General features: G+C 73.2%; 20 protein-coding genes. 10 read left to right on the forward strand and 10 right to left on the reverse strand.

Annotated features, from left to right (window positions below; genetic code table 11):
* The first annotated feature begins 43 nt into the window (after nucleotides 1-43).
* Together IRY44_RS09930 and IRY44_RS09935 are read left to right on the forward strand one after the other, a co-directional pair.
* Entirely contained in the window at nucleotides 44-1,609 is a 1,566-nt protein-coding gene (locus IRY44_RS09930) for an AMP-binding protein (RefSeq protein WP_194800161.1), read from the forward strand.
* A 76-nt stretch (nucleotides 1,610-1,685) separates the two neighbouring features.
* A complete protein-coding gene (locus tag IRY44_RS09935; protein ID WP_194800162.1) occupies nucleotides 1,686-3,185 on the forward strand; it encodes a N,N-dimethylformamidase beta subunit family domain-containing protein in 1,500 nt (499 codons plus the stop codon).
* Here the strand turns inward: IRY44_RS09935 and purD are convergent.
* The 3 genes from purD to IRY44_RS09950 form a co-directional block, all read right to left on the reverse strand.
* Nucleotides 3,169-4,416, reverse strand: coding sequence for a phosphoribosylamine--glycine ligase (gene purD, locus IRY44_RS09940; RefSeq protein ID WP_194800163.1), 1,248 nt, complete (start codon nucleotides 4,414-4,416; stop codon nucleotides 3,169-3,171). The genes IRY44_RS09935 and purD overlap by 17 nt on opposite strands.
* Before the next feature lie 90 nt (nucleotides 4,417-4,506).
* Entirely contained in the window at nucleotides 4,507-5,436 is a 930-nt protein-coding gene (locus tag IRY44_RS09945; protein ID WP_194800164.1) for a type IV toxin-antitoxin system AbiEi family antitoxin domain-containing protein, read from the reverse strand.
* Between the two features lie 222 nt (nucleotides 5,437-5,658).
* Nucleotides 5,659-6,948, reverse strand: a complete 1,290-nt coding sequence (locus IRY44_RS09950) for an adenylosuccinate synthase (protein ID WP_120572356.1) — start codon at nucleotides 6,946-6,948, stop codon at nucleotides 5,659-5,661.
* 121 nt (nucleotides 6,949-7,069) lie between these two features.
* On the opposite strand from IRY44_RS09950, the gene IRY44_RS09955 reads away from it, so the two are divergent.
* Nucleotides 7,070-8,068 carry a diacylglycerol kinase family protein gene (locus IRY44_RS09955; protein ID WP_194800165.1) on the forward strand — a complete coding sequence of 333 codons (999 nt, stop codon included), beginning with the start codon at nucleotides 7,070-7,072 and terminating at the stop codon, nucleotides 8,066-8,068.
* Between the two features lie 74 nt (nucleotides 8,069-8,142).
* Nucleotides 8,143-9,990: a chromosome partitioning protein gene (locus tag IRY44_RS09960; protein ID WP_194800166.1), complete on the forward strand. Its 1,848-nt coding sequence runs from the start codon at nucleotides 8,143-8,145 to the stop codon at nucleotides 9,988-9,990.
* 48 nt (nucleotides 9,991-10,038) lie between these two features.
* On the opposite strand, the gene IRY44_RS09965 is transcribed toward IRY44_RS09960, so the two are convergent.
* The gene (locus IRY44_RS09965; RefSeq protein WP_194800167.1) at nucleotides 10,039-10,467 is read right to left on the reverse strand and encodes a DUF3151 domain-containing protein; all 429 of its coding nucleotides are present in this window, start codon (nucleotides 10,465-10,467) and stop codon (nucleotides 10,039-10,041) included.
* A 262-nt stretch (nucleotides 10,468-10,729) separates the two neighbouring features.
* Between IRY44_RS09965 and IRY44_RS09970 the strand changes: the two genes are divergently transcribed.
* Nucleotides 10,730-11,944 carry an LOG family protein gene (locus IRY44_RS09970; RefSeq protein ID WP_194800168.1) on the forward strand — a complete coding sequence of 405 codons (1,215 nt, stop codon included), beginning with the start codon at nucleotides 10,730-10,732 and terminating at the stop codon, nucleotides 11,942-11,944.
* A 55-nt stretch (nucleotides 11,945-11,999) separates the two neighbouring features.
* Here the strand turns inward: IRY44_RS09970 and fbaA are convergent, their stop codons facing one another.
* Nucleotides 12,000-13,022: a class II fructose-bisphosphate aldolase gene (fbaA, locus tag IRY44_RS09975; RefSeq protein ID WP_194800169.1), complete on the reverse strand. Its 1,023-nt coding sequence runs from the start codon at nucleotides 13,020-13,022 to the stop codon at nucleotides 12,000-12,002.
* 163 nt (nucleotides 13,023-13,185) lie between these two features.
* Complete coding sequence (locus IRY44_RS09980; protein WP_135242722.1) at nucleotides 13,186-13,569, reverse strand: phage holin family protein; 384 nt, start codon at nucleotides 13,567-13,569, stop codon at nucleotides 13,186-13,188.
* 138 nt (nucleotides 13,570-13,707) lie between these two features.
* On the opposite strand from IRY44_RS09980, the gene IRY44_RS09985 reads away from it, so the two are divergent.
* Nucleotides 13,708-13,917 carry a hypothetical protein gene (locus IRY44_RS09985; RefSeq protein WP_120572362.1) on the forward strand — a complete coding sequence of 70 codons (210 nt, stop codon included), beginning with the start codon at nucleotides 13,708-13,710 and terminating at the stop codon, nucleotides 13,915-13,917.
* 12 nt (nucleotides 13,918-13,929) lie between these two features.
* Here the strand turns inward: IRY44_RS09985 and IRY44_RS09990 are convergent, their stop codons facing one another.
* Nucleotides 13,930-14,982 (reverse strand): LCP family protein, encoded by a 1,053-nt coding sequence (locus IRY44_RS09990; RefSeq protein ID WP_194800170.1) that lies wholly within the window; start codon nucleotides 14,980-14,982, stop codon nucleotides 13,930-13,932.
* The gene (locus IRY44_RS09995) at nucleotides 14,982-15,464 is read right to left on the reverse strand and encodes a SigE family RNA polymerase sigma factor (protein ID WP_194800171.1); all 483 of its coding nucleotides are present in this window, start codon (nucleotides 15,462-15,464) and stop codon (nucleotides 14,982-14,984) included. The genes IRY44_RS09990 and IRY44_RS09995 overlap by 1 nt, the downstream gene beginning before the upstream one ends.
* Nucleotides 15,465-15,630: 166 nt before the next feature.
* Between IRY44_RS09995 and IRY44_RS10000 the strand changes: the two genes are divergently transcribed.
* The 4 genes from IRY44_RS10000 (at nucleotide 15,631) to IRY44_RS10015 (ending at nucleotide 22,321) form a co-directional block, all read left to right on the forward strand.
* Entirely contained in the window at nucleotides 15,631-17,196 is a 1,566-nt protein-coding gene (locus tag IRY44_RS10000; RefSeq protein WP_194800172.1) for an LPXTG cell wall anchor domain-containing protein, read from the forward strand.
* Between the two features lie 213 nt (nucleotides 17,197-17,409).
* Entirely contained in the window at nucleotides 17,410-18,939 is a 1,530-nt protein-coding gene (locus IRY44_RS10005; protein ID WP_194800173.1) for a 3' terminal RNA ribose 2'-O-methyltransferase Hen1, read from the forward strand.
* Nucleotides 18,936-21,452 carry a polynucleotide kinase-phosphatase gene (locus IRY44_RS10010; protein WP_194800174.1) on the forward strand — a complete coding sequence of 839 codons (2,517 nt, stop codon included), beginning with the start codon at nucleotides 18,936-18,938 and terminating at the stop codon, nucleotides 21,450-21,452. Before IRY44_RS10005 ends, IRY44_RS10010 begins: the two co-directional genes overlap by 4 nt.
* 23 nt (nucleotides 21,453-21,475) lie before the next feature.
* Complete coding sequence (locus IRY44_RS10015; RefSeq protein ID WP_194800175.1) at nucleotides 21,476-22,321, forward strand: DedA family protein; 846 nt, start codon at nucleotides 21,476-21,478, stop codon at nucleotides 22,319-22,321.
* A 172-nt stretch (nucleotides 22,322-22,493) separates the two neighbouring features.
* Here IRY44_RS10015 and IRY44_RS10020 read toward each other — a convergent pair whose 3' ends face one another.
* Nucleotides 22,494-22,871 (reverse strand): helix-turn-helix transcriptional regulator, encoded by a 378-nt coding sequence (locus tag IRY44_RS10020; RefSeq protein WP_007454255.1) that lies wholly within the window; start codon nucleotides 22,869-22,871, stop codon nucleotides 22,494-22,496.
* 57 nt (nucleotides 22,872-22,928) lie between these two features.
* Complete coding sequence (gene pyrE, locus IRY44_RS10025; RefSeq protein WP_091413808.1) at nucleotides 22,929-23,468, reverse strand: orotate phosphoribosyltransferase; 540 nt, start codon at nucleotides 23,466-23,468, stop codon at nucleotides 22,929-22,931.
* Nucleotides 23,469-23,570: the final 102 nt, after the last annotated feature.

The following is a 23,570-nucleotide window of genomic DNA, read 5'->3' on the forward strand; positions in this document are numbered from 1 at the left end:
CCGGAGCCTGGTCGACGAACCACGAACGCGAAGGAGTTGCGCCGTGGACCTGCCGTTCATCGCCGCCACGCTGACCCGACGTGGACTGCTCGCCCCGGGTGGACCGATCCGCGTGGTCTCCCAGCTCAACGCGCTGCGCCGGTGGGGCTGGAGCCTCGCCGGGGAGCTGCGCCAGGCCGCCGCCCGCGACCCCGGCCGCGTCGCCGTGGTCGACGAGCAGGGCGCCACCATGACGTACCAGGAACTGCTCGACCGTTCCGAGCGGCTGGCCCGGTCGTTGCGCTCCCACCTCGGCGTGCAGACCGGCGACCGGGTGGGGGTGCTCTGCCGCAACCACCACGGCCTGATCGAGGCGATAGTCGCAGCGATGCTGCTCGGCGCGGACGCCGTCCTGGTCAACACCGGCCTGTCCGCCGCGCAACTGGTGACCGTGGCCGAGGAACAGGGCCTGCGCGTCCTGGTGCACGACGGCGAGTTCACCGAACGCGTCCTCGGCCTCCCGGCCGAGCTGCACCGGGTCGACGAGCGGGGGCAGGAGGAGCTGATCGCCGCCGCCGTGCCCGGGGAGAAGCTCCAGCCGCCGGAGCGCGACGGCCGCACCATAGTGCTGACCTCCGGCACCACCGGCGCGCCCAAGGGCGCCCGCCGGCCCACCCCGCACGGCTTCGGCCCGCTGGTGTCCATCATCGACAGAATCCCGCTGCACGCGAAGAACACCGTGATGATCGCCGCGCCGATCTTCCACACCTGGGGGTACGCCGCACTTCAGGTCTCGTTCGCGCTGCGCGCCACTGTCGTGCTGCACCGGCGCTTCGATCCGGCCACCACGCTCGCCGCGCTCGTCGACCAGCGGTGCGACGCGATGTTCGCCGTACCGGTGATGCTGCAACGGCTGATGGAGGTCGCGCCGCCGCAGCCCCGGCCGCCGCTCAAGGTGGTGGCGGTCAGCGGATCCGCGCTGCCCGGCAACCTGGCCACCGCCTTCATGGACCGGTACGGCGACGTGCTCTACAACCTCTACGGCTCGACCGAGGTGTCCTGGGCCTCCATCGCCGGCCCGCCCGAACTGCGCGCCGCGCCCACCACCGCGGGCCGCCCGCCGCACGGCACCCGGCTGGCCATCCTGGACGAGGCCGGCCGGCCGGTCCGCGACGGCGAGGTCGGACGGATATTCGTGGGCAACGAGATGCTGTTCGAGGGCTACACCTCGGGCACCGGCCGGGAGAGCCGCGACGGTCTGCTCGACACCGGCGACCTGGGCCGGCTCAACGCCGACGGACTGCTCTTCGTGGACGGCCGCGCGGACGACATGATCGTCTCGGGTGGCGAGAACGTCTTCCCGTCCGAGGTGGAGGATCTGATCGCCCGGTTGCCGCAGGTCCGCGAGGTCGCCGTGATCGGCGTACCGGACCCCGACTACGGCCAGCGGCTGGCCGCGTTCCTCGCGCTGCGGACCGGCGAGACGCTCGACCCGGAGGCGGTCCGCGAGTACGTCCGGCGCTACCTGGCCCGCTTCTCCGTGCCCCGCGACGTGGTGTTCGTCAAGTACCTGCCGCGCAACGCCACCGGCAAGGTGCTCACCCGGGAGCTGCGCCGCTACTTCGATTGATCAACATCGGACAGACAGCCCTGGCCGCCCGGTGCTACCTTCTCTCCCGACCGGACGGGGAACGGGGAGCACCACAATGGACCGGTTTCGGCGGCGTACCGCGCTCGGCCTGCTCGTCGGCGGCGCGTCCGCCGCCGCGCTCGGCTCGTTCGACCCGGTCCACGGCCGGCCCGACGACCCACCCACCCGGTGGCCGGTTCCGCCCGTCGAGCGGGAGAACCGCGCCGCCGGTGAGCCGTGGTGGCCCGAGCGCGGCGGCCGGGCCGCCGACGACCGGCGGCGTCAGATCCAGGGGTACGCCTCGACGACGAGCGTCGCCCCCGGCGAGGTGATCGATTTCCACGTCGCCGTCAACCCGGGCGGCCGGTTCCGGATCAGCGTGCACCGCATCGGCTGGTACGACGGCGCGGGCGCCCGCACGCTGCTGACCAGCCCCGACCTGCGCGGCGTGCCGCAACCGGTGCCGGTCGCCGACCCGGACACCGGTGTGCTCGCCTGCCGGTGGCCGGTGTCGTGGCGCCTGCCCGTCCCGCACGGCTGGACCTCCGGCCTCTACCAGGCGGTCTTCACCTCGGCCGGCGGCTGGCGAGCGTGCACTCCGTTCGTGGTGCGCGACGACAGGCGCCCGGCCGCGCTCTGCGTGGTGCTACCGGTGACCACCTGGCAGGCGTACAACCAGTGGCCGCGCGACCGGCGGCTCGGCAAGAGCCTCTACAACGGCTACCGGCCCGACGGGCGGCGCGACCCGGCGCTGCGGGCACGTGCGGTCTCCTTCGACCGCCCGTACGCCGACGCGGGCCGGCCCACCCACTTCGACCGCGACGAGGCAGCGGTCCGGTGGCTGGAACGCAATCTCTACGACGTCAGCTACGCCACCAGCTTCGACCTGCACTCCGGGCGACTCGACCCGGCCCGGTACCGGGGCCTGGTGTTCTGCGGGCACGACGAGTACTGGTCGGCCGAGATGCGCCGCGCCACCGAGGTCGGCCTGGACGGGGGCACCAGCCTCGCGTTCCTCGGCGCGAACAGCGTCTACTGGCACGCCCGCGTACGCCCCGCCGCCAGCGGACGCCCCGAACGGATCGTGGAGTGCGCCAAGACGCTTCCCGACCCGGGCGCCGGCACCGGCGACCCGACTGTGACGTGGCGCGACCTCGACCGGCCGGAACAGGCGCTGCTCGGCGTGCAGTACAACGGCATCGTGCTGACCCCGCAGCCGCTGGTGGTGCGCGGTGCCGACAACTGGGTGTGGTCCGGCACCGGCGTCGCCGACGGCGACCGCATCCCGGGCGTGGTCGCGGGCGAGGCGGACGGGCTGCACGCGGCCCTCGCCCGGCCCGCCGGGACCACGCTCAGCTCGTCGCCGTACCCGGCGCAGCAGGGCGGCCGACGACTCCAGAGCAGCCACGTCTACGAGACGGCACGCGGCGCCGTGGTGTTCGCCAGCGGCACGCTCGGCTGGACGCTGGCCCTGGACCGGCAGGGGCACCGCGACCCGCGCATCGAGCGGGCCACGGCGAACGTGCTCAACCGGATGGCCGGCCGCCGACGCGGGACGGTCAGCCCGGGATCGTGATCCGGCCGTCCACCGCCGCCGCCGCGATGTCGGTGCGGTGGTGGGAACCGGCCAGCTCCACGTCGCGTACCAACTCGTAGGCGGCGTCGCGCGCGGCGGCCAGGTCCGGCCCGGTCGCCGTACCGCAGAGGACCCGGCCCCCGGCGGACCGCAACGTGCCGTCGGCGTCCCGGCGGGTGCCGGCGTGGATGACCCCGGCGCGGTCCGCGCCGGTGATCACGTCACCGGTACGCGGGCCCGCCGGATAGCCGTCGGCCGCCACCACGACCGTCACGGCCGCGCCGTCGCGCCACCGCAGCGGCGGGTGCGCGCCGAGCGTGCCGGTGGCGGCGGCGTGCAGCAGCCCGCCCAGCGGCGTCTCCAGCAGGGCGAGCACGACCTGCGTCTCCGGGTCGCCGAAGCGCGCGTTGAACTCGATGACACGCGGGCCGGACGGGGTGATCGCCAGGCCCACGTAGAGCAGGCCGGCGAACGGGGTGCCCCGGCGGCGCAGCTCCGCCAGCGTCGGGTGCACCACGTCGCGCATCACGTCGTCGACCAGGTTCGGCGGGGCCCACGGCAGCGGCGCGTACGCGCCCATGCCGCCCGTGTTCGGCCCGGTGTCACCGTCGCCGACCCGCTTGAAGTCCTGCGCCGGAAGCAGCGGCACCGCCGCCTCGCCGTCGGTCACCACGAACAGGGAGACCTCGGGACCGGACAGGTATTCCTCGATCACCACCCGGCCGCACTCCGCCGCGTGCCGCTCGGCGGCCGCCCGGTCGTCGGTGACCACCACACCCTTGCCGGCGGCGAGCCCGTCGTCCTTCACCACGTACGGCGCACCGAACTCGTCGAGCGCACGCGCCACCGCAGCCGCGTCCTCGCAGGTGTACGCGCGGGCGGTCGGCACCGCCGCGGCGGTCATCACGTCCTTGGCGAACGTCTTCGAGCCCTCCAGCCGGGCCGCCTCCGCGCTCGGGCCGAACACCGCGATGCCCTTGGCGCGTACCGCGTCGGCGACGCCCGCCACCAGCGGCGCCTCCGGACCGACGACCACCAGGTCGGCCGCGACCTCGACGGCGAGGGCCGCCACTGCCGCCGGGTCGGTGGGTGTCACCTCCCGCAACTGCGCCACCGCAGCGATCCCCGGATTCCCCGGCGCCGCAACGAGCGCCTCGACAGCCGGATCCCCGGCGAGTCCGAGCGCGAGAGCGTGCTCCCGCCCACCACCACCCACAAGAAGTACGCGCACGCCCGGCATCCTACTGACCACCCCACCCCACCCCGTCGATCATGAAGTTTGCGTCTCAGATTGAGGGGTGATCGCCCGCAAACTCCTTGATCACCGGCGCTTCGGGCTCTGGCGGAGGGCGTGCTTGACCGTCTGGGGGATGTAGTCGGGACGCAGGGTGTCGGACCAGGTGAAGCGGAGGATCCGCCAGCCGGCGTTGACCAGGCGGTTCTGCCGGAAGCGGTCAGCGTAGACGGCCTCGGGCGTCAGGTGCGGGGCTCGACCGTCCGCCTCCGCGATCAGACGCGCCCCGCGCCATGCCAGGTCCCCGACGCCGAGCAGGTAGCCGTCGTCGTCCCGTACCGGCAGTTGCAGGACCTCCGGCGGGACGCCACCGTCGACGCACCGGAGCCGGGCGCGGGTCTCCAGGGGCGACTGGGCCCGGCCGTCCGCCTCGGCCAGGAACTCCCGAGCGGCGACCGCCCCGCGGCGACCGGCGAGGTACGCGAGCACCAGGGACATGTCGTTCTCGGCCAGGATGCCCTGGTTGAGTGCGGAGTCGAGGACGCACACCGCCGGGTAGCGCCTCGCCCGCAGCAAGACGTCCGCAACGGTGCGCGCCGGAGTCGTGACCGGTACGCCGTCGGCCCGGCACACGTCCGCGTCACCGAGCGTCAACTGATGCACCGTCAGGCTGGGCTCCGCCCGGCGCTGCACGTGCGGACGATGCGGCGGCACCGAGACGTGGATCGCGGCCGTCGGTGGAAGGCCGGCGATGCCGTGCAGCTCGGCGGCGGTGCCCAGCACCGCGACCGCACCCGGCCCGATGCTCGCGATCGCGGCGCGGATCATGGCCCGCCGGAGTGCCACCGGCCCGGCCGGTGACGGCAGGTAGCAGCCACGCGAGATGCGCGTCCATCGCCCGGACCGGACGAGGTACCGGATCTGCTCCCGGCCGACGCCCAGGCGCAACGCCTGCCCGGCCGTCACGAACCCGCCCTGTGTTGCGGCCAGCCGCGTCAGTTCGCCGAATTCACCCACACGCGCAGGCTCCCCCGCGCCACCCCACAGCCGACACCCCTGTGGACAACCTTGTGGACAACCACAGCCACCCTCCCACTGCCTCCCCCGGCCGACCGCCCGCGACCACCCCCGGTGATCAAGGAGTTTGTGTCCGGATCCGACGCCGAACTGGACACAAACTCCTTGATCACCGGGGTGAGTGCCCCGGGGCGGAGGGGGAGGGGTGGGGACGGGGTGGGGTTAGGGGAGGAGGGGGTGGCGGAGGACGTTTTCCTCTCGGCCTGGGCCTACGCCCACCACGCTCACCCGGGTGCCGGTCAGCTCCTCGATCCGCGCGATGTAGCGTCTCGCGTTCTCCGGGAGCTCGTCCTCGGTCCGCGCCTTGGTGATGTCCTCCCACCAGCCGTCGAGCTCTTCGTAGATCGGCGTGGCGTGGTGGAAGTCGGTCTGCGTCATCGGCATGTCGTCGAAACGCTCGCCGTTGATCTCGTAACCGACGCAGATCGGCACCTTTGCCAGGCCGGTCAGCACGTCCAGCTTGGTGACCACCAGGTCGGTGACGCCGTTGAGGCGGCACGCGTACCGGGCCACCACGGCGTCGAACCAGCCGCAGCGGCGCTCCCGGCCGGTGGTGGTGCCGTACTCGTGGCCGACCTTGCGCAGGTGCTGCCCGTTGTCGTCGAACAGCTCGGTCGGGAACGGGCCGGAGCCCACCCGCGTCGTGTACGCCTTGCTCACCGCGATGACCTTGGTGATCGCGGTCGGCGGGATGCCCGCGCCCACGCACGCCCCGCCGGCCGTCGGATTCGACGAGGTGACGAACGGGTAGGTGCCGTGGTCCATGTCGAGCATGGTGGCCTGGGCGCCCTCCAGCAGCACGGTCTCGCCGCGGTCGAGCGCGTCCCAGAGCATCACCCGGGTCTCGGCGATGTACGGGCGCAGCCGCTCGGCGTATTGGAGGTACTCCTCGACGGTCTCCTCGACGTCGATCGCCTTGCGGTTGTAGATCTTGAACAGCAGCTGGTTCTTCTCGCGGAGCGCCAGCTCCAGCTTCTTGCGCAGGATGCCCGGATCGAGCAGGTCCTGGAGCCGGATGCCCATGCGGGCGACCTTGTCGCCGTACGCGGGACCGATGCCCCGGCCGGTGGTGCCGATGCGGGAGCTGCCGAGGTAGCGCTCGACCACCCGGTCCAGCGCCCGGTGGTGCGGCATGATCAGGTGCGCGTCACCGGAGATGCGCAGGCGGGACACGTCCACGCCGCGCTCGGCGAGTCCGTCGATCTCCTGCAGCAGCACCTTCGGGTCGACCACCACGCCGTTGCCGATCACGATCATCGCGCTCGGTGACAGCGCCCCGGACGGCATGAGGTGCAGCGCGTACTTCTGGCCGTCCGGCGTGATCACCGTGTGCCCTGCGTTGTTGCCGCCGGAGTAGCGCACGACGTAGTCGACCCGCTCACCCAGCAGGTCGGTAACCTTGCCCTTGCCCTCGTCGCCCCACTGGGCGCCGAGCAGCACGATCGCTGGCATCTTCTCGCCTCCAGAAGGCTCGGGTGCCAGGTGGCGACCGGTCAGCGAGCCCGGGGTGTCAGGCTAACAAGTAGTGACGGTGGGACCAGCAGGGGTTGGTCGAGAAGCAGGAGGCTCCTTCGTGTACGACGTGGTGCTGCTCACTCTCGGCTCGGAGCGGGACGCTCCCGGTGGTGGCTGCGGCAGCGACGGCGCCTGCTGCGGCGGCGCGGACGACACCGCCGCCGAGACCGGCGAGGAGCGCTGCGAGACGCCGCGCGTACCGGTGCTGGCCTGCGCCGACGAGCTGACCGCCCGGGGTGCCCGGGTGACCACCGTGACCGCGCGGTCCGACAAGGAGATCGACGAGGTGTTGGCCCGCCTCGACGGTCCGCCGCGCGCCGACGGACTCACCTGGCCCGATTCCGACGGCAAGACCCGGCTGATCGTCGCCACGGCGAGTGACGGTCAGTTGCGCGCCGTCCTGCGTCGGCTGGTGCGCCGGTACGCTCCGCCGCCGAGCCGCCGCCCCGCGGACCTCGCCGACGACCGTACGGTGCCCGACCTGCCCCCGGTCGGCGTACTCCCGCTCGATCCGGCCCGGTCCGGGACGGCGCGGGACCTGGCCGCGCAGCTCGGGCTGCCCCGGGATCCGGCGGGTGTGGCCGCCGCGGTGCTGGACGGCACCGCCCGGCGGCTCGACCTGCTGCGCAACGACGGCGGCTCGGTGACGCTGGACGGTGCGCTGCTCGGCGCCGCCGACGACGCCGGCCGCCCGCTGCACTGGCGGGCCCGGGTCGAGGTCGACGGCACGGTGCTCAGCGACGGTTCGGAGCCGATCACCGCGTGCGCGATCGGCAACGCGGGCGGGTACGCGCGCCTCGGTGAGGTGGACCTGCTGGGCGGCCCGGATCCGGCCGACGGGCGGGTGACGGTGGGCGTCGCCGTACCGGTGGTGACCCGGTCGGCGTTGGGCCGGAAGAAGGTCCGGCTGGAGGTACGCCGGGCGCGGGGACGCGCGGTGGCGGTGGTGCCCCGCGACGAGAAGGTGCCCTTCCTCGACGACGGCGTCGAGGGCGAACTGAGCCGTAAGCGCTCCTGGTGGACCGAGCCGGGCGCCTGGGCGGTCTGGACGGGCTGACCTCGGTCGATCCCCACCCGGCTCGCGGCGCTGGCCGGACCGCCTATCCTCGGCGGAAGGAATGGGGAGGAACCGTGGTGCACGAGAACGACGACCGGGCCCACGTACCGGGCCGACCGCAGGTGCCGCAGCGGGACGTCGAGCCGCTGTGGCCGCCGGAGGAGACCGACGCGGCGGCGGCCACGATCCCGCCGTGGGCGTCGGTGCCCTGGCCGCTCCCGTCGGCCGACGCTCCCACGCCGGTGGCGGCGGACGTCCCGGCGCCACCGGCACCGGCAGCGGCGGACGTCCCCGCGCCCCAGGCACCGGCAGCGGCTGATGTCCCGGCAACCACGCCCACCTCCGGCACTGCCGGAGCGGCTACCGCGGGCGACGGCGCCGGGAACGGACGGCCCGCCTCGCCGTGGGCGCAGCCGCCGCAGCGGGCCGGGTCGGACTCCGCCACCACGCCGGACCCGCTTCCCGTCGAGGCAGCAGCTCCGCCGGCCGAGGCGGCGGAGGCCGACGGCACCGCGTCCGGCCGCGCCACCGTGGCGCCGCCCCCGCCTCCTGACGCCCTCCCCGAGGACGGCACGGTGTCCGGCCGCGCCACTGTCACCCCGGCACCGTCCCCACCGTCCGACGCCCTCCCCGCCGACGGCGTCGCCGCGGGCCGGGCCACCGTCGCCGGGACGCAGCCGTCACCGGAATCCGGTACGGGACCGGCAGGGCCGGGCGCGTCCGAGCAGACGCCCCGCCTCGGGCCGTTCCCGCCGTCGCCGGGCGTGCCGGCGCAGCCGTCCCCGTACGGCAACGGCTACCCGCCGTCCGCGTACCAGCCGCAACCTGGTCAGCCCGGCTGGTACCCGCCGCCCGGCTGGACGCCCCAGGCCGGCGAGCCGCAGCCGGGCGGCCCGCTGCCGCCGCAGGCGCCGGTGTCGGGCCCGGTGGTGCCGCCACCGCCGCCTCAGCCCGGAGCGCCCCACCCGGAGCAGGGCTGGACACCGCAGCAGGCGGTACCCCCGACCGCCGAGGACTTCGCCCGCCGCCGCCAGGCCCGGCCGGTCGACCCGGTGGCCACGATGGGCGTACGCGCGGTGGTCAACAAGATCGGGCTGGTCCGGCTCCCGCCCGGGCGGCACGAGCAGGAGATGAAGCGCGACATCGAGATGGTCCGCCGCAACTTCGGCGGGCTGCGCCAGGTGACGGTGGTCAACCCGAAGGGCGGCGCCGGCAAGACGGTGGCGATCCTGCTGCTCGCCATGACGTTCGGGCAGAAGCGCGGCGGATACGTGCTGGCCTGGGACAACAACGAGACCCAGGGCACCCTGGGCATGCGGGCCCAGCAGGACTTCCACGCCCGTACGGTGCGGGACATGCTGCGGGACCTGGCCCAGTTCCAGGGGCCGCACGGCCGGGTGGGCGACCTGTCGCAGTACGTCCGCTCGCAGGGCGAGGGCATGTTCGACGTGCTCGCCTCGGACGAGTCGGCGACCGGCGGCGAGATGCTCACCGCCGCCGCGTTCGCGGAGATCCGCGAGGTGGTCAGCCGCTTCTACAAGCTGATCTTCGTGGACACCGGCAACAACGTCCGGGCGCAGAACTGGCAGGCCGCGATGGACGCCACCGACCAGCTCGTGGTGACCATGTCGGCCCGTAACGACTCGGCCGAGACCGCCGCCCGGATGCTCGACCACCTGGAGCAGAGCGGCCGGCAGCGGCTGGTACGCCAGGCGGTCACAGTGGTCTCGATGCCGCCGTCCCGCAAGGAGATCGACCTGCCCGCGATCCAGGCCCACTTCGCGGCGCGGACCCGGGCGGTGCTGCTGGCACCGTACGAGCGGCTCATCGACACCGGCGAGCCGCTGCGGTACGGGCAGCTCTCCTCCGCCACCCGGGACGCCTGGCTGAAGATCGCCGCGTCGGTGGCGGAAGGGCTGTAGGACGGGCGCGACGGCCGACCACGAGAGGGCCGGCCGTCGCGGCAGTGGTCAGTCGCCGGAGAGCGCGTCTCCGGCGGCCGGGTCGCAGTCGCGGAGGAACTGGGCGCACCGGGCCGCCTCGTCCGCCTCGCCGATCTCCCCCGCGGCGCGGGACAGCACGTAGAGGCAGCGGAGGAAGCCCCGGTTGGGCTTGTGTGACCAGGGCACCGGGCCGTGGCCCTTCCAGCCGCTGCGGCGCAGCTGGTCGAGGCCCCGGTGATAGCCGGTGCGGGCGTACGCGTACGCCGTCACGACCTGACCCGCGGCGAGCGAGCGGCCGGCCAGCGCGGCCCAGGCCGCACTGTAGGTCGGGAAACGGGCCGCGACCTCGGCGTACGCCTCGTCGGTGCCCTGCTCGGCCGCCGCCGCCAGCGCGGCGTCGGCCTCCTCGTGGGTCGGGAGCAGGGTGGCCGGTGGCTCAGGCAACAGGTTCTGCATCGCCCCATTCAACCCGCTTCGCCCACGGGTACGCGAGGGGCCCCGCCCGGACGGTTGGCTGAACGGCTGAGGGTTTCGTCACGCCTGCGGCGGGAGCACACGTACCCGCGGCCCATGCCGCCGCCGTGGTTCTTGCACTACAAATACAGATCCGGAGCCTCCCCAGGACCCGGTTACGCAGGAGCCCGGCGGCGTGCCCGCCGGGCTCCTGTCGTTCCCCGCCCCGGTTTCGGCACTTGCCGTGCGGGGGCAGGATGACCTGGTGCCGACCCCACCACCCGCGGACGTCATCGAGCCGCACGCGCCCCACGTCAACGAGATCGAGACCCGCACCGCGTTCGAGCAGCGGCTGGCCGGGGGCACCCTGGCCGGCCTGACCGTGCAGGGCCTGCGCCTCGACCTCGACCCGGTACCCGACCTGCGCGACGTCGACGTCACCGGCACGCTCTTCGTGGGCTGCCGCTTCGCCGGCCGGGAGGTGGGCGCGGACCTGGTCCGCCGGGGCGCCAACGTGGTCCCGCCGTTCTCCGGGCTGCCGTATCCGACCCAGCCGTCGCACCTCTACACCGCCGACGAGCTGGCCGCCGGGTTCGCCGAGGGCGGGTTCGCCGAGATGTACGACACCCGGGTGTACGCGCACTTCCGGGCGCACGGCGGCGCGCTGCCGGACGTACGCGAGGCGCTCGGGCAGCGACTGCACGACCACGGTGTGGACAACGCGCTCGCCGACGCCACCCGGTCGTGGCTGGCCGCGCACGGGCCGCAGTCGGTGGTGGGGGTGATGGGCGGGCACGCGGTGCCGCGCGGCAGCGTCGCGTACCGGATGGCCGCGGTGCTGGGCTGGGAGCTGGCGCGGGCCGACCGCCTGGTGGTCACCGGCGGCGGTCCGGGCGTGATGGAGGCGGCGAACCTCGGCGCGTTCCTCGCGGCCTGGCCGGCCGAGGAGCTGTCCGCCGCGATCGACGTGCTCGCCGTCGCGCCGGACTTCACCGACCACGACCGGTACACGGCGGCGGCGCTGGCGGTGCGCAAGCGGTACGCGGACGGCACGTCGCTGCCCTCGCCCCGCCCGTCGGCGCCGGGCACCGAGTGGGCCCGTTCCGGCGGGCTGGCCATCCCCACCTGGCTGTACGGCCACGAGCCGGCGAACCTGTTCGCGGGCCGGATCGCGAAGTACTTCTCCAACGCCATCCGGGAGGACACCATCCTGCGGCTGGCCCGGGGCGGGATCGTGTTCGCGCCCGGCAAGGCCGGCACCGTGCAGGAGGTGTTCCAGGCGGCCACCAAGACGTTCTACGGCACCGACGGGGCGAGCGGGGCGTACGTCTTCCTGGACCGCACGTACTGGACCACCGAGCTGCCGGTGGAGTCGCTGCTGCGGCCGCTGTTCGCCGCGTCCCCGTTCGGCGACCTGTCGCACACGATCCACCTGACCGACGACGTCCGCGAGGCCGTCCGGGTGCTGACCGGCGGGTGAGACACGGAAGGCCGGCACCCGTCCGGGTGCCGGCCTTCCGTTCACGCGCGGGGCGTCACTTCATGGTGGTACCGGTGGAGCGCAGGTGCTCGCAGGCCTCGACCACGCGGGCGGCCATGCCGGCCTCGGCGGCCTTGCCCCAGACGCGCGGGTCGTACATCTTCTTGTTGCCGACCTCGCCGTCGACCTTCAGCACGCCGTCGTAGTTGCGGAACATGTGGTCCGCGACCGGGCGGGTGAAGGTGTACTGGGTGTCGGTGTCGATGTTCATCTTCACCACGCCGTAGTCCAGCGCCTCCCGGATCTCCGACAGCAGCGAGCCGGAGCCGCCGTGGAAGACCAGGCTGAGCGGCTTGTCCTTGCCGTACTTGGCGCCCACCGCCACCTGGATGTCGTGCAGCACCGAGGGGCGCAGCTTGACGTTGCCCGGCTTGTAGACGCCGTGCACGTTGCCGAAGGTCAGCGCCGCCATGTAGCGGCCCTTCTCGCCCAGGCCGAGCGCGTCGACCATCGCCAGGCCGTCCTCGACGGTGGTGTAGAGCTTGTCGTTGATGGCGTTCTCGACGCCGTCCTCCTCGCCGCCGACGACGCCGACCTCGATCTCGAGGACGATCTTGCCCTTGGCGGCCTCGGCGAGGAGCTGCTCGGCGATCTCCAGGTTCTCCGCCACCGGCACGGCCGAGCCGTCCCACATGTGCGACTGGAACAGCGGCTCCTGGCCGTTCTTGACGCGCTCCTGCGAGATGGCCATCAGCGGCCGGACGAACTTGTCCAGCTTGTCCTTCGGGCAGTGGTCGGTGTGCAGCGCGATGTTCACCGGGTACTTCTTGGCGACCTCGTGCGCGTACGCGGCGAACGCCGTCGCGCCGGTCACCATGTCCTTCACGGACGGGCCGGACAGGTACTCCGCACCACCGGTGGAGACCTGGATGATGCCGTCGCTCTCCGCGTCGGCGAAGCCCTTGAGCGCCGCGTTCAGCGTCTGCGAGGAGGTCACGTTGATCGCGGGGTACGCGTACCGGCCGGCCTTGGCCCGGTCCAGCATCTCCGCGTAAGCCTCGGGGGAAGCGATGGGCATGTCGAACGCTCCTTACTTACCGCTCTCGGCCGTGCAGGCCGCTGTCTTCCATGGGCGCGACCCGTTCCGGTCGCTCACGTCCACGGTTGCGCCGGACCGCGCTGTCCACCGCGGGCAGTATCCCGCAGGAGCGTGAGCGGGGCACAACCGGCCCGGACGCCGCTCACCGGTTCTCCAGCCGGTCCGGTACGACGACGCTGATCAGCCAGCTCACCACCGCGACCACGATGGCGCCCCAGAAGGCGGCCCAGAAGCCGTCCACGTGGAACGGGAGCTTCAGCACCCCGGCGATCCAGTCGGTCAGCAGGAACAGCAGCGCGTTCACCACGAGCGCGAACAGGCCGAGCGTGAGCAGGTAGAACACGCAGCCGAACACCTTGATGAGCGGCTTGAGCACCGCGTTCACGACACCGAAGACCAGTGCCACCACGATCAGGGTGAGCACGTTGCTGCCGGTGTTGCGGCCGCTCACCTCCACTCCGGGCACGATCAGGGTCGCGATCCACAACGCGACCGCGGTGATCGCCAGTCGGATCAGGAAGCCCATGCCTCCCATCCTGGCACCGGCCGTGCGCCGGGAGCGGGACAATCGCCGACTCCGCCGTTCCGCCCGCCACCCAGCGAGGGCCCGGAGCAGCCCGTACGGTGGTGGGGACGATGCCCGCACGGAGAACAGGGAGGGACGATGGGTCAGCCCGACGAGGACTTCGCCCCCAGTGACCACCTCGCCCCGGAGGAGCGGGATCTGGAGGCCGAACCGGCCGACGCGGTCGAGCAGGCCACCACGGTGACCGACGAGACGGACGGTGAGCCGCACCGGGGCATGGAGGTCGACGACTGGGACGCCATGGAGCAGGCCCGCGTCGTCACCGCCGACGAGGACGACTACCGCTGATCCGGGGCCCGCTCACCGCAGGGCGGTGACCTGTCCCGGGTGGGCGGCGGCCCACTGCGCCAGCCGGTCCGCCCGTAGCGCGTCCAGGAATCCGGGGGCGAGTTCCGGGTCCGGCTCGTACCCGCGGCCGTTCCACTCGTCGCGTACCGGGAAGGCGAGCGCGACCGGCTCCGCGGCGGCGGTTCGGCCGCTCGCGGCGGTCAGCACCGGCAGCGACAGATCACCGGTGTCGATCGTGACGGCCGATCCGATCCGTAGGAGCAGCCGGCCGAGCTGCGCCGGATCGGTCGCCGTGCCCTGCTCCCGCAGTTGGCGGAGCAGGCCGGCGGCGTAGCGGGCCGCGTTGCGGTCCCGGTCCAGCCCACCGTCGCGCAGCCCGTACCGCTGCCGCAGCAGGTCCACCGCCGCCGCGCCGTCGAGCCGCTGACATCCGGCCGGGAACCGCCGCTCGGTGTGCACCGAACGCACCGGCGCCGGCAGGCAGACCGGCACGCCGCCGACCGCGTCGGTCAGCTCGCGCGCCCCCGGGTACGTGAGCACCGCGCCGGCGTCGACGCGTACCCCGGTCAGCCGGGCGACCGCCTCGCGGGTCGCCCGGTAGCCGGCGGCCAGGTCGGTGCCCGACCCGGCGGCGCGGGAGAACGTCGCGTTGAGCTTCTCCGTCCCGCCCTGCGGCGGCACCGGCACCAGCAGGTCACGCGGGAACGACACGAGATAGAGCCGGCTCCGGTCGGCCGGCAGGTGCACCAGCAGCACCGAGTCGGCGCGCCGGCTGCCGACCGGCTGGTCGACGCCGAGCAGCAGCAGGTTCAGTGCGCCGCCGGGCTCGGGCACCGGCGTGGCGAGCGGGGGCGCCGCCGTGGGCGCCGGCGGCCGGGGCGCCATCGCGGTGAAACCGACGAGCGCGACGGCGGCGACCGCCAGCGCCGTGCCGGCCAGGCGTACGCGCCGGCGGCGCCGACGGCGGATGATCACCGCCCGGTCGACGGCGGCCCGGACCGGGCCGACGGGCGGGGTCGACTCCTCGAGGCGGGCGAACGCGGCCCGCAGCTCGTCCTCGATCATCAGGAGACCTCCACGAGTTCGGCTCGGAGGGTGGCCAGCGCACGCGAGATGCTGGACCGGACGGTGCCGACGGCGCAGCCGAGCACCTCGGCGATCTCCCCGTCCGGCAGGTCCTCGTAGTAGCGCAGCACCAGCGCGGCGCGCTGACGCCGGGGCAACCGGGACAGCCAGGACCGGATCTGGTCCCGGTCCGCCGCGGACTGGGCGTGGTCGGCCGGCGCGGGCACCGATTCGTCCGCCGCGCCGCGCAGCAGCACCCGCCGCGCCCACGATCCGCGCCGCCAGTCGATGAACTGGTTGGTGAGCATCCGGCGCACGTACCGCTCCGGGGCGTCGGTGCGGGCCACCCGCCGCCAGTTGAGCTGGACCCGGACCAGGGTGTCCTGCACCAGATCCTGCGCCTGGTTCGGGTCCCCGGTCAGCATGACCGCGTACCGCAGCAGGGCGCCCAACCGCGCGTCGGCGAACTCCTCGTACGTCACTGCACCTCCCGGTGTCCGATTGATGGACGGTTCCGGGCAGGTGGAACGTTGCGGTGGCGCCGATCATCCGTTCGGTCAATATTCATGATGTGGGACAACGCGATCCTTTAAGGAATCCTTAAGCTCCGGGGGCTCCACCTGATCACCCCACGGGAGGACCCCCCACATGCTCAGCAACTCCACCCGGCGCTGGTTCGCCGGGTTGGGCGTCGCAGGCGCGTTCGTCGCCGCCTCCGCCACCCCCGCCCTCGCGGCGGACGCGCCGTTCGAGGTCGTCACGCACGACCTGCTCGTCGCCCCGGGCCACCTGGGTTACGGCTCGCTCTTCGCGCACGTGTCCGACGGCGAGTCGGAGCCCAAGTTCGGCCGGACCACGATCGACATCGACTTCTCCGCGGTCTCGGGCTTCGCCACCGTCGAGCCGGCGTGGGACTGGACCTGCGACGTCTCCTCCACCAAGATGCACTGCGAGGCGGACCTCGCCGACGGCGACGAGCCCTGGTTCGACTACCTGGTCAACGGCAAGGACACCGCCGAGCCGGGCCAGAAGGGCGCACTGAAGATCAGCGTCACGTCGGGCGGCAAGACCGCCACCGGTACGGCCGGCGTCACCATCGCCGAGGGCGTCGACCTGGTGAGCGACCCGACCGTCGAGGCGAGCGGCGCCCCCGGTGGCCGCGCCGCCGTGCCGGGTGTCGTCCGCAACGGCGGCGACACCACAGTCGACGGGACGGTGCTCGTCGTGCAGGCCGACTGGCTCGCGTCGTACGGCGGGAACTTCTCCAACTGCCGGGCTCAGGAAGACGGGTTCTACGCCTTCTGCGCCTTCGACACGAAGATCGAGCCGGGCCGGTCGTACAAGCTCTCCGAGGACCTTCCGATCAAGCTGCGGCCGGAGACGCGTACCGGCGCCCGGTTCCCGGTCTACCTCGACTGGTGGACCACCGACGACTTCGACCAGGCGTTCGAGGACTGGCTCGACGAGGTCAAGCCCGGCACGGGCCCCGAGCTGCGTCTGGTCGAGAAGTCGGTGCAGGCCGCGCGGGTGCCGCAGACCGACCTGGACCAGATGAACAACTTCACTGTCGCAACAGTGAAGGTCACCGGTGACAACCCGGCCGACCTCGCCGCCGAGGGCGCCACCGCCACCGGGAAGAAGGGCGACGTCGTCACTGTCGCGCCGAGCTTCACCAACCTGGGTCCGGCCACGCTGGAGTACCTGGGCCAGGGCACCCCGGGCATCCGCCTGGAGGACCTGCCGGTCCGGGTCACCGTCCCGGCCGGCACGACCGCCGTCGAGGCGCCGTACGACTGCGTGCCGTTCCTGCCCACGAAGGAGTGGGACCCGTGGACCGCGAACTGGGGTGAGCCGGGCGCCAAGGAGTACGCCTGCCAGGTCACCGAGAGCCCCAGGGGCATGAAGAACCCGTACGAGTTCCGCCTTCGCGTCGACACGGTGACCGCGAACGCGACCGGCAGCTTCACCACGAAGCTCGCCGGCGACCCGAACGGCAAGAACGACACCGCCGCGATCGTCATCAACCCGGCCGGCGGCACCCCCGGCACGCCCGGTGACCCGGGCGACGGTGGCCAGGGCGGCGGTGACGGCGGCACGCTGCCGATCACCGGTTCCGCCACCGGCCTGATCGCCGGCATCGGCGCGCTGCTGCTCGCCGCCGGTGTGGTCGGCTACGTGCTGACCCGCCGCCGCAAGACCCGCTTCGTCGCCTGACCCACGCGACACCAGGTGCCCCGCCGACCCAGAGGTCGGCGGGGCACCGCCATATAGAAGAAGGACATCCAGCAGCACGGCTCCGACAAGCCGGGCCACGTCAGGTTTCCGGGGAGCCCGGCCCGCGCAGGGATCAAGCCTGACCGCCCGGAGCGGGTCGGGCTCCCCGGAAACCCCACGACACGAGCCAACAAACCAAGAGATCATCGACAAGTGCTGCTGACCCTCACCACGACCCACCGTCCGGCGACCGACCTCGGCCACCTCCTGGTGAAGCATCCGGACCGCGTGCAGAGCTTCGACCTGCCCGCCGGGTCCGCGCATGTGTTCTACCCGGAGGCGGACGAGGCGCGCTGCACGGCGGCGCTGCTGGTCGAGGTCGATCCGCTGAAGCTGGGCGGCGGCCGGAAGAACCGCGCGCCGGAGGGCTTCGCGCTCGGACAGTACGTGAACGACCGCCCGTACGCGGCGTCGAGCCTGCTCTCGTCGGCGCTGGCGAAGGTGTTCCGCTCCGCCCTGCGCGGCGAGTCGCGCGACCGTCCCGAGCTGGCGGCGAGCGCGATCCCGCTGACCGTACGGGTGCCGGTGCTGCGCTGCCGGGGCGGCGCCGAGCTGGCGGTACGGATCTTCGCCCCGCTGGGCTGGACCGTGACTGCCACCCCGATCCCGCTCGACGAGGCGTACCCGGACTGGGGCGAGAGCCGCTACGTCGACCTGACGCTGACCGGCACGCTGCGGCTCGCGGACGCCCTCAACCACCTGTACGTGCTGCTGCCGGTGCTCGACGACGCGAAGCACTACTGGGTGGCGCCGGACGAGGTGGACAAGCTGCTGCGCGCCGGCGCCGGCTGGCTGGCGGGTCATCCGGAGCGGGGCCTGATCACGCGCCGCTACCTGGCGCACCGCCGGGCGCTCGCGGGCGAGGCGATGGCCCGGCTCACCGAGCTGCGGCTGGCCGACGAGCCGCCCGCCGACGACAGCATCGAGCCGTCGACCGGAGAGCCGGCCGAGTCGTCGGGCGGCGGGGCCGGGACGGCGGAGGACGTCCGCCGGGCCTCGCTGGCGGTACGGCGTCGGGAGGCGGTGCTGGCCGCGCTGCGGGACAGCGGCGCGAGCCGGGTGCTGGACCTGGGCTGCGGTGGCGGCGCGCTGCTCACCGCGCTGGTCGCCGACCGGCGGTTCACCGAGGTGGTGGGCGTCGACGTGTCGGACCGGTCGCTCGGTCTGGCCGCCCGGCGGCTGCGCCTGGACCGTCTTCCGGAGCGGCAGCGGGACCGGATCCGGCTGTGGCAGTCCGCGCTGACCTACCGGGACGATCGGCTCCGGGGGTACGACGCGGCGGTGCTGATGGAGGTCGTCGAGCACCTCGACCCGCCGCGCCTGCCGGCGCTGGAGGACGCGGTGTTCGGCCACGCCCGGCCGGGCACGGTGGTGGTGACCACCCCGAACGTGGAGTACAACGTGCGCTACGAGGGGCTCGAGCCGGGCCGGTTCCGGCACGCGGACCACCGGTTCGAGTGGACCCGGGCCGAGTTCGCCGCCTGGGTGGACCGGGTGGCGGCGGCGCACGGCTACACGGCGGTGCTCAGCGGCGTCGGCGACGACGACCCGGAGGTCGGCACGCCGACCCAGATGGCGGTGCTCACCCGCGCCGACCGCGACGAAAGCACCGGCCGGCGCGACCGGGCCGACCGGAACAACCGGAACGACAGCAACGACCGGAAGGAGGCGACGAACCGATGACCGTCCTGGACATCCCCGAGCTGGCACTGGTGGCGCTCGTCGGCGTCTCCGGCTCCGGCAAGTCCACGTTCGCCCGGCGGCACTTCGCGCCCAGCCAGGTGCTCTCCTCGGACACGTTCCGCGGCCTGGTGGCCGACGACGAGAACGACCAGTCCGCGTCCGCCGACGCGTTCGACGCGCTGCACCACGTCGCCGCCATCCGGCTGCGGCGCGGCCTGCTCACCGTGGTCGACGCGACGAACCTCCAGCCGCACGCCCGCGCCGGGCTGATCCGGGTGGCCCGGGAGCACGACGTGCTGCCGGTGGCGATCGTGCTGGACGTGCCGGAGGCGGTGGCCTGGGAGCGTACCGAGGCGCGCGCCGACCGCACGCACGGCCGGCAGGTGCTCAACCGGATGCGCCGCGACCTGCGGCAGTCGTACGGGCGGCTGGCCCGCGAGGGCTTCCGCAAGGTGCACGTGCTGCGCGGGGTGGACGAGATCGACGCCGCGGAGATCCGCTACGAGAAGCTGTTCAACGACCGGCGCGAGCTGACCGGTCCGTTCGACGTGGTCGGGGACGTGCACGGGTGCCGTACCGAGCTGGAGGCGCTGCTGTCCCGGCTCGGCTACGTGCTGCGGCACGACGACGCGGGCCGCCCGGTGGACGCGGCACACCCGTCGGGGCGTACCGCGGTGTTCGTCGGAGACCTGGTGGACCGCGGCCCGGACTCGCCCGGCGTGCTCCGCCTGGTGATGGGCATGGTGGCGGCCGGCCACGCGATCTGCGTGCCGGGCAACCACGAGCAGAAGCTGCTGCGCAAGCTGCGCGGCCGGGACGTCAAGCTGACCCACGGCCTGGCCGAGACGATGGAGCAGCTCGCCGCCGAGCCGCCGGAGTTCGTCACCGGGGTGGAGACGTTCATCGACGGGCTGGTCAGCCACTACGTGCTCGACGGCGGCCGGCTCGTGGTGGCGCACGCCGGGCTGAAGGAGGCATACCACGGACGGGCGTCCGGCCGGGTGCGGTCGTTCGCGCTCTACGGCGAGACCACCGGCGAGACCGACGAGTACGGCCTGCCGGTGCGCTACCCGTGGGCGCGGGACTACCGGGGTTCGGCGATGGTCGTGTACGGGCACACGCCGACGCCCGAGCCGGAGTGGGTGAACAACACCATCTGCCTGGACACCGGTTGCGTGTTCGGCGGGCAGCTCACCGCGCTGCGCTACCCGGAGAAGGAGCTGGTGGCCGTCCCGGCGGTCAAGGAGTGGTACGCCCCGGCCCGCCCGCTGGTCCCGGTCGCACCGTCACGGCCGGACACCGTGCTGGACCTGGCCGACGTCACCGGGCGACGGCATCTCACCCACGCGTACGGGTCGCTCACAGTGCCGGCCGAGAACGCCGCCGCCGCGCTGGAGGTGATGAGCCGGTTCGCGGTCGACCCGGGCCGGCTGGTGTGGCTGCCGCCGACAATGGCGCCCTGCTCCACGTCGACAGTGGACGGGTTCCTGGAACACCCGGCCGAGGCGTTCGCCGACTACCGCGCGGCGGGCGTCGACCGGGTGGTCTGCGAGGAGAAGCACATGGGCTCGCGGGCGGTGCTGCTCGTGGAGCGCAAGCCGGGCCGCTTCGGCGGCGGGGTGGTGCACACCCGTACCGGCAGGCCGTTCTTCGGCCCGCCGCTCGACGACGAGTTGCTGGCCCGGGTGCGCGCCGCGGTCACCACCGCCGGCCTCTGGGCCGAGCTGGGCACCGACTGGCTGCTGCTCGACGCCGAGCTGCTGCCCTGGTCGGCGAAGGCGGGCGGGCTGATCCGCGAGCAGTACGCCGGGGTCGGCGCGGCCGGGCGGGCCGCGCTGCCCGCGGTGCTCGCCGCGCTGGACACCGCCGCCGGGCGCGGGATGCCGGTGGACACGCTGCGCAACCGGATGGCCGGGCGGGCCGCCGAGGTCACCGCCTACTCGGCTGCCTACCGGGCGTACGTCCGGCCGACCGACGGGCTGCGCGGGGTGACGCTGGCGCCGTTCGCGGTGCTGGCCGGGGCCGGGGTGAGCTACGCCGACCGCGACCACGGCTGGCACCTGGCGCTGGCCGACCGGCTCTGCGCCGCCGACCCGGAGTTCTTCACCCCGACCCGACGCCGGGTGGTGGACCTGGCCGACGAGTCGGCGGTGGCCGACGCCACCGAGTGGTGGCTGACGCTCACCGCGGCCGGCGGCGAGGGCATGGTGGTCAAGCCGTACGCGGGCCTGGCCGCCCGTTCGCCGAAGGGCTCGCTGCTCCAGCCGGGGATCAAGTGCCGAGGGCGGGAGTACCTGCGGATCATCTACGGTCCCGGGTACACCGGGGCGGCGCAGCTCGCCGCGTTGCGCCGCCGGTCGCTGGGGCGCAAGCGCGGGCTCGCCCTGCGGGAGCACGGCCTCGGCTTGGCCGCCCTGGACGCGCTGGCCGAGGACGCTCCGCTCTGGCGCCGCCACGAGCTGGTGTTCGCGATCCTCGCCTGCGAGTCCGAGCCGGTGGACCCCCGCCTCTGACGACGACGCCCGGTCCGGCCGATATGCCGGACCGGGCCGGGGTACCCTGTGTGGCCGTGGACACAGCAGAGAAGACCCGGATGTTCTCCGAGAGCGTGGCATTGAACCCGCTCGACCCGAAGGACCTCATCCACACCTTCGGCATGATCGGCGTCTGGGTGATCCTCTTCGCCGAGACGGGGCTGCTGGTCGGCTTCTTCTTCCCGGGTGACTCGCTGCTGTTCCTGGCCGGGGTGGCCGCCTCACCGGTGGCCGACGCCATCTTCGGCGACGGCACCCGCCTGTCCCTGGCCGGTCTGCTGATCGGCGGTCCGATCTGCGCCATCGTCGGCGCCCAGCTAGGGCACTGGCTCGGCGCCCGGTACGGCCGCCGCATGTTCGAGAAGCCCAACTCCCGGCTGTTCAAGCGGGAGTACGTGGAGAAGGCGGAGTACTACTTCCAGAAGTTCGGCCCGGCGAAGGCCGTGGTGCTGGCCCGGTTCATCCCGATCGTGCGGACGTTCCTCAACCCGGTGGCCGGGGTGCTCGGCATGCCGGCCCGCCAGTTCTTCGTGTGGAACGTGGTGGGCGCGGTCCTCTGGGTGGACGGCATCCTGCTGGTCGGCTACCTGCTGGCCCGGCAGATCTACGACGCCATCGGCGACAAGATCGACAGGTACATCCTGCCGGTGGTCGCACTGATCATCGTGATCTCGGTGCTGCCGATCTTCTTCGAGTTCCTCCGCGACCGGCGGGCGCGCAAGCGCGGCGAGGCGGTCGCCGTCATCACCGCGGCGACGATGGCCGGCACTGTGGAGGCGGCCCGGGAGAGCATCGAGGAGCACCGCCCCGGTCACGGTGACGGGCACGGCGGTCAGCACCGCCACTGAGCACGTACGGACGCCGAAGGCCGGCCCTCGGACGAGGACCGGCCTTCGACATCACTGCTCCAGCCGGGTCACACGGACGACGACAGCCGTCACCGTGCGCTGATGGCGCCACCCCTCGCACGCCACCGGTCACCCGGTCGGGACGACCCTCGTTCGGGCCGGCCCGGAGGTTTCAGCGAGCCTTCTTCGTGGCCCGCTTCCGCGGCGGGGTGAGCAGATCCGCGATCGTGGCGATCGCGGACGGCACCAGCCGGTAGTACGCCCAGACCCCGCGCTTCTCCCGCTCCAGCAAGCCGGCCTCGGTGAGGATTCGCAGGTGGTGGCTGACCGTCGGCTGCGAGAGGCCGAGCGGCGCGGTGAGGTCACACACGCACGCCTCCCCCTCGGGAGCCGACTGGATCAGGCTGAGCAGCCGCAGCCGAGCGGGGTCCGCAAGGGCCTTGAGGACCCCCGCAAGCCGCTCGGCGTCGGCGCGTTCGATCGGCTCGCCGGCAAGCGGCGAGATCTGAGGCATGGTCATTTCAGCCAACGCAGTTCCCACGTATTCCATCCTTCCACCAGCAGCATCGATCCGCCTGCATATCAGCAGATCCGAATCGGCAAACTTTTACGCCACAAGGCCGAGGTCAGCCAACGTATAGGCCGCCCGATAGGGCAATCCGGCGGCTCGCACCGTGTCGCCGGCACCTCGATCAACAATAACCGCCACACCCACCACCTCGGCCCCTGCCTCACGCAATGCCTCGACGGCCGTCAACACACTTCCACCGGTGGTGGAGGTGTCCTCGACCGCGAGCACCCGTCGCCCGGAGACGTCCGGCCCCTCGATCCGGCGCTGGAGACCGTGGGCCTTGCCCTCCTTGCGGACGACGAAGGCGTCGACCGCGCGGCCGGTGCCCGCCGAGGCGTGCAGCATGGCGGCGGCCACCGGATCGGCGCCCAGGGTCAGGCCGCCGACCGCGTCGTACGCCCAGTCGGCGGTGAGGTCACGCATGACCCGACCGATCAACGGAGCCGCCTCGTGATGGAGCGTGACGCGGCGCAGGTCCACGTACCAGTCCGCCTCGCGGCCCGACGAGAGCACCACCCGGCCGTGCACCACAGCAAGGTCAGTGATGAATTTGCGCAGGTCGTCGTGGTCGCCCATGGCCCCAGAGCGTACTTCGCAAGTCTGAGCGCCGTGTTTCGGGTCCGCCCTGGTCAACCCTGCGGGCGACCGACGGGTGGCGATGAGCGGCTACGCTGTGCG

Origin of the sequence: Micromonospora sp. ANENR4 (assembly GCF_015354395.1) — a bacterium.
GTDB lineage: Bacteria > Actinomycetota > Actinomycetes > Mycobacteriales > Micromonosporaceae > Micromonospora > Micromonospora aurantiaca.

Coding starts and splice junctions, on each gene's coding strand:
- IRY44_RS09935 (WP_194800162.1), top strand. CDS start 1,686: ATGGACCGGTTTCGGCGGCGTACCGCGCTCGGCCTGCTCGTCGGCGGC.
- IRY44_RS09950 (WP_120572356.1), bottom strand. CDS start 6,948: ATGCCAGCGATCGTGCTGCTCGGCGCCCAGTGGGGCGACGAGGGCAAG.
- IRY44_RS09965 (WP_194800167.1), bottom strand. CDS start 10,467: ATGCAGAACCTGTTGCCTGAGCCACCGGCCACCCTGCTCCCGACCCAC.
- fbaA (WP_194800169.1), bottom strand. CDS start 13,022: ATGCCCATCGCTTCCCCCGAGGCTTACGCGGAGATGCTGGACCGGGCC.
- IRY44_RS09980 (WP_135242722.1), bottom strand. CDS start 13,569: ATGGGCTTCCTGATCCGACTGGCGATCACCGCGGTCGCGTTGTGGATC.
- IRY44_RS09985 (WP_120572362.1), top strand. CDS start 13,708: ATGGGTCAGCCCGACGAGGACTTCGCCCCCAGTGACCACCTCGCCCCG.
- IRY44_RS09990 (WP_194800170.1), bottom strand. CDS start 14,982: ATGATCGAGGACGAGCTGCGGGCCGCGTTCGCCCGCCTCGAGGAGTCG.
- IRY44_RS10000 (WP_194800172.1), top strand. CDS start 15,631: ATGCTCAGCAACTCCACCCGGCGCTGGTTCGCCGGGTTGGGCGTCGCA.
- IRY44_RS10010 (WP_194800174.1), top strand. CDS start 18,936: ATGACCGTCCTGGACATCCCCGAGCTGGCACTGGTGGCGCTCGTCGGC.
- IRY44_RS10015 (WP_194800175.1), top strand. CDS start 21,476: ATGCCGGACCGGGCCGGGGTACCCTGTGTGGCCGTGGACACAGCAGAG.
- IRY44_RS10020 (WP_007454255.1), bottom strand. CDS start 22,871: ATGGAATACGTGGGAACTGCGTTGGCTGAAATGACCATGCCTCAGATC.
- pyrE (WP_091413808.1), bottom strand. CDS start 23,468: ATGGGCGACCACGACGACCTGCGCAAATTCATCACTGACCTTGCTGTG.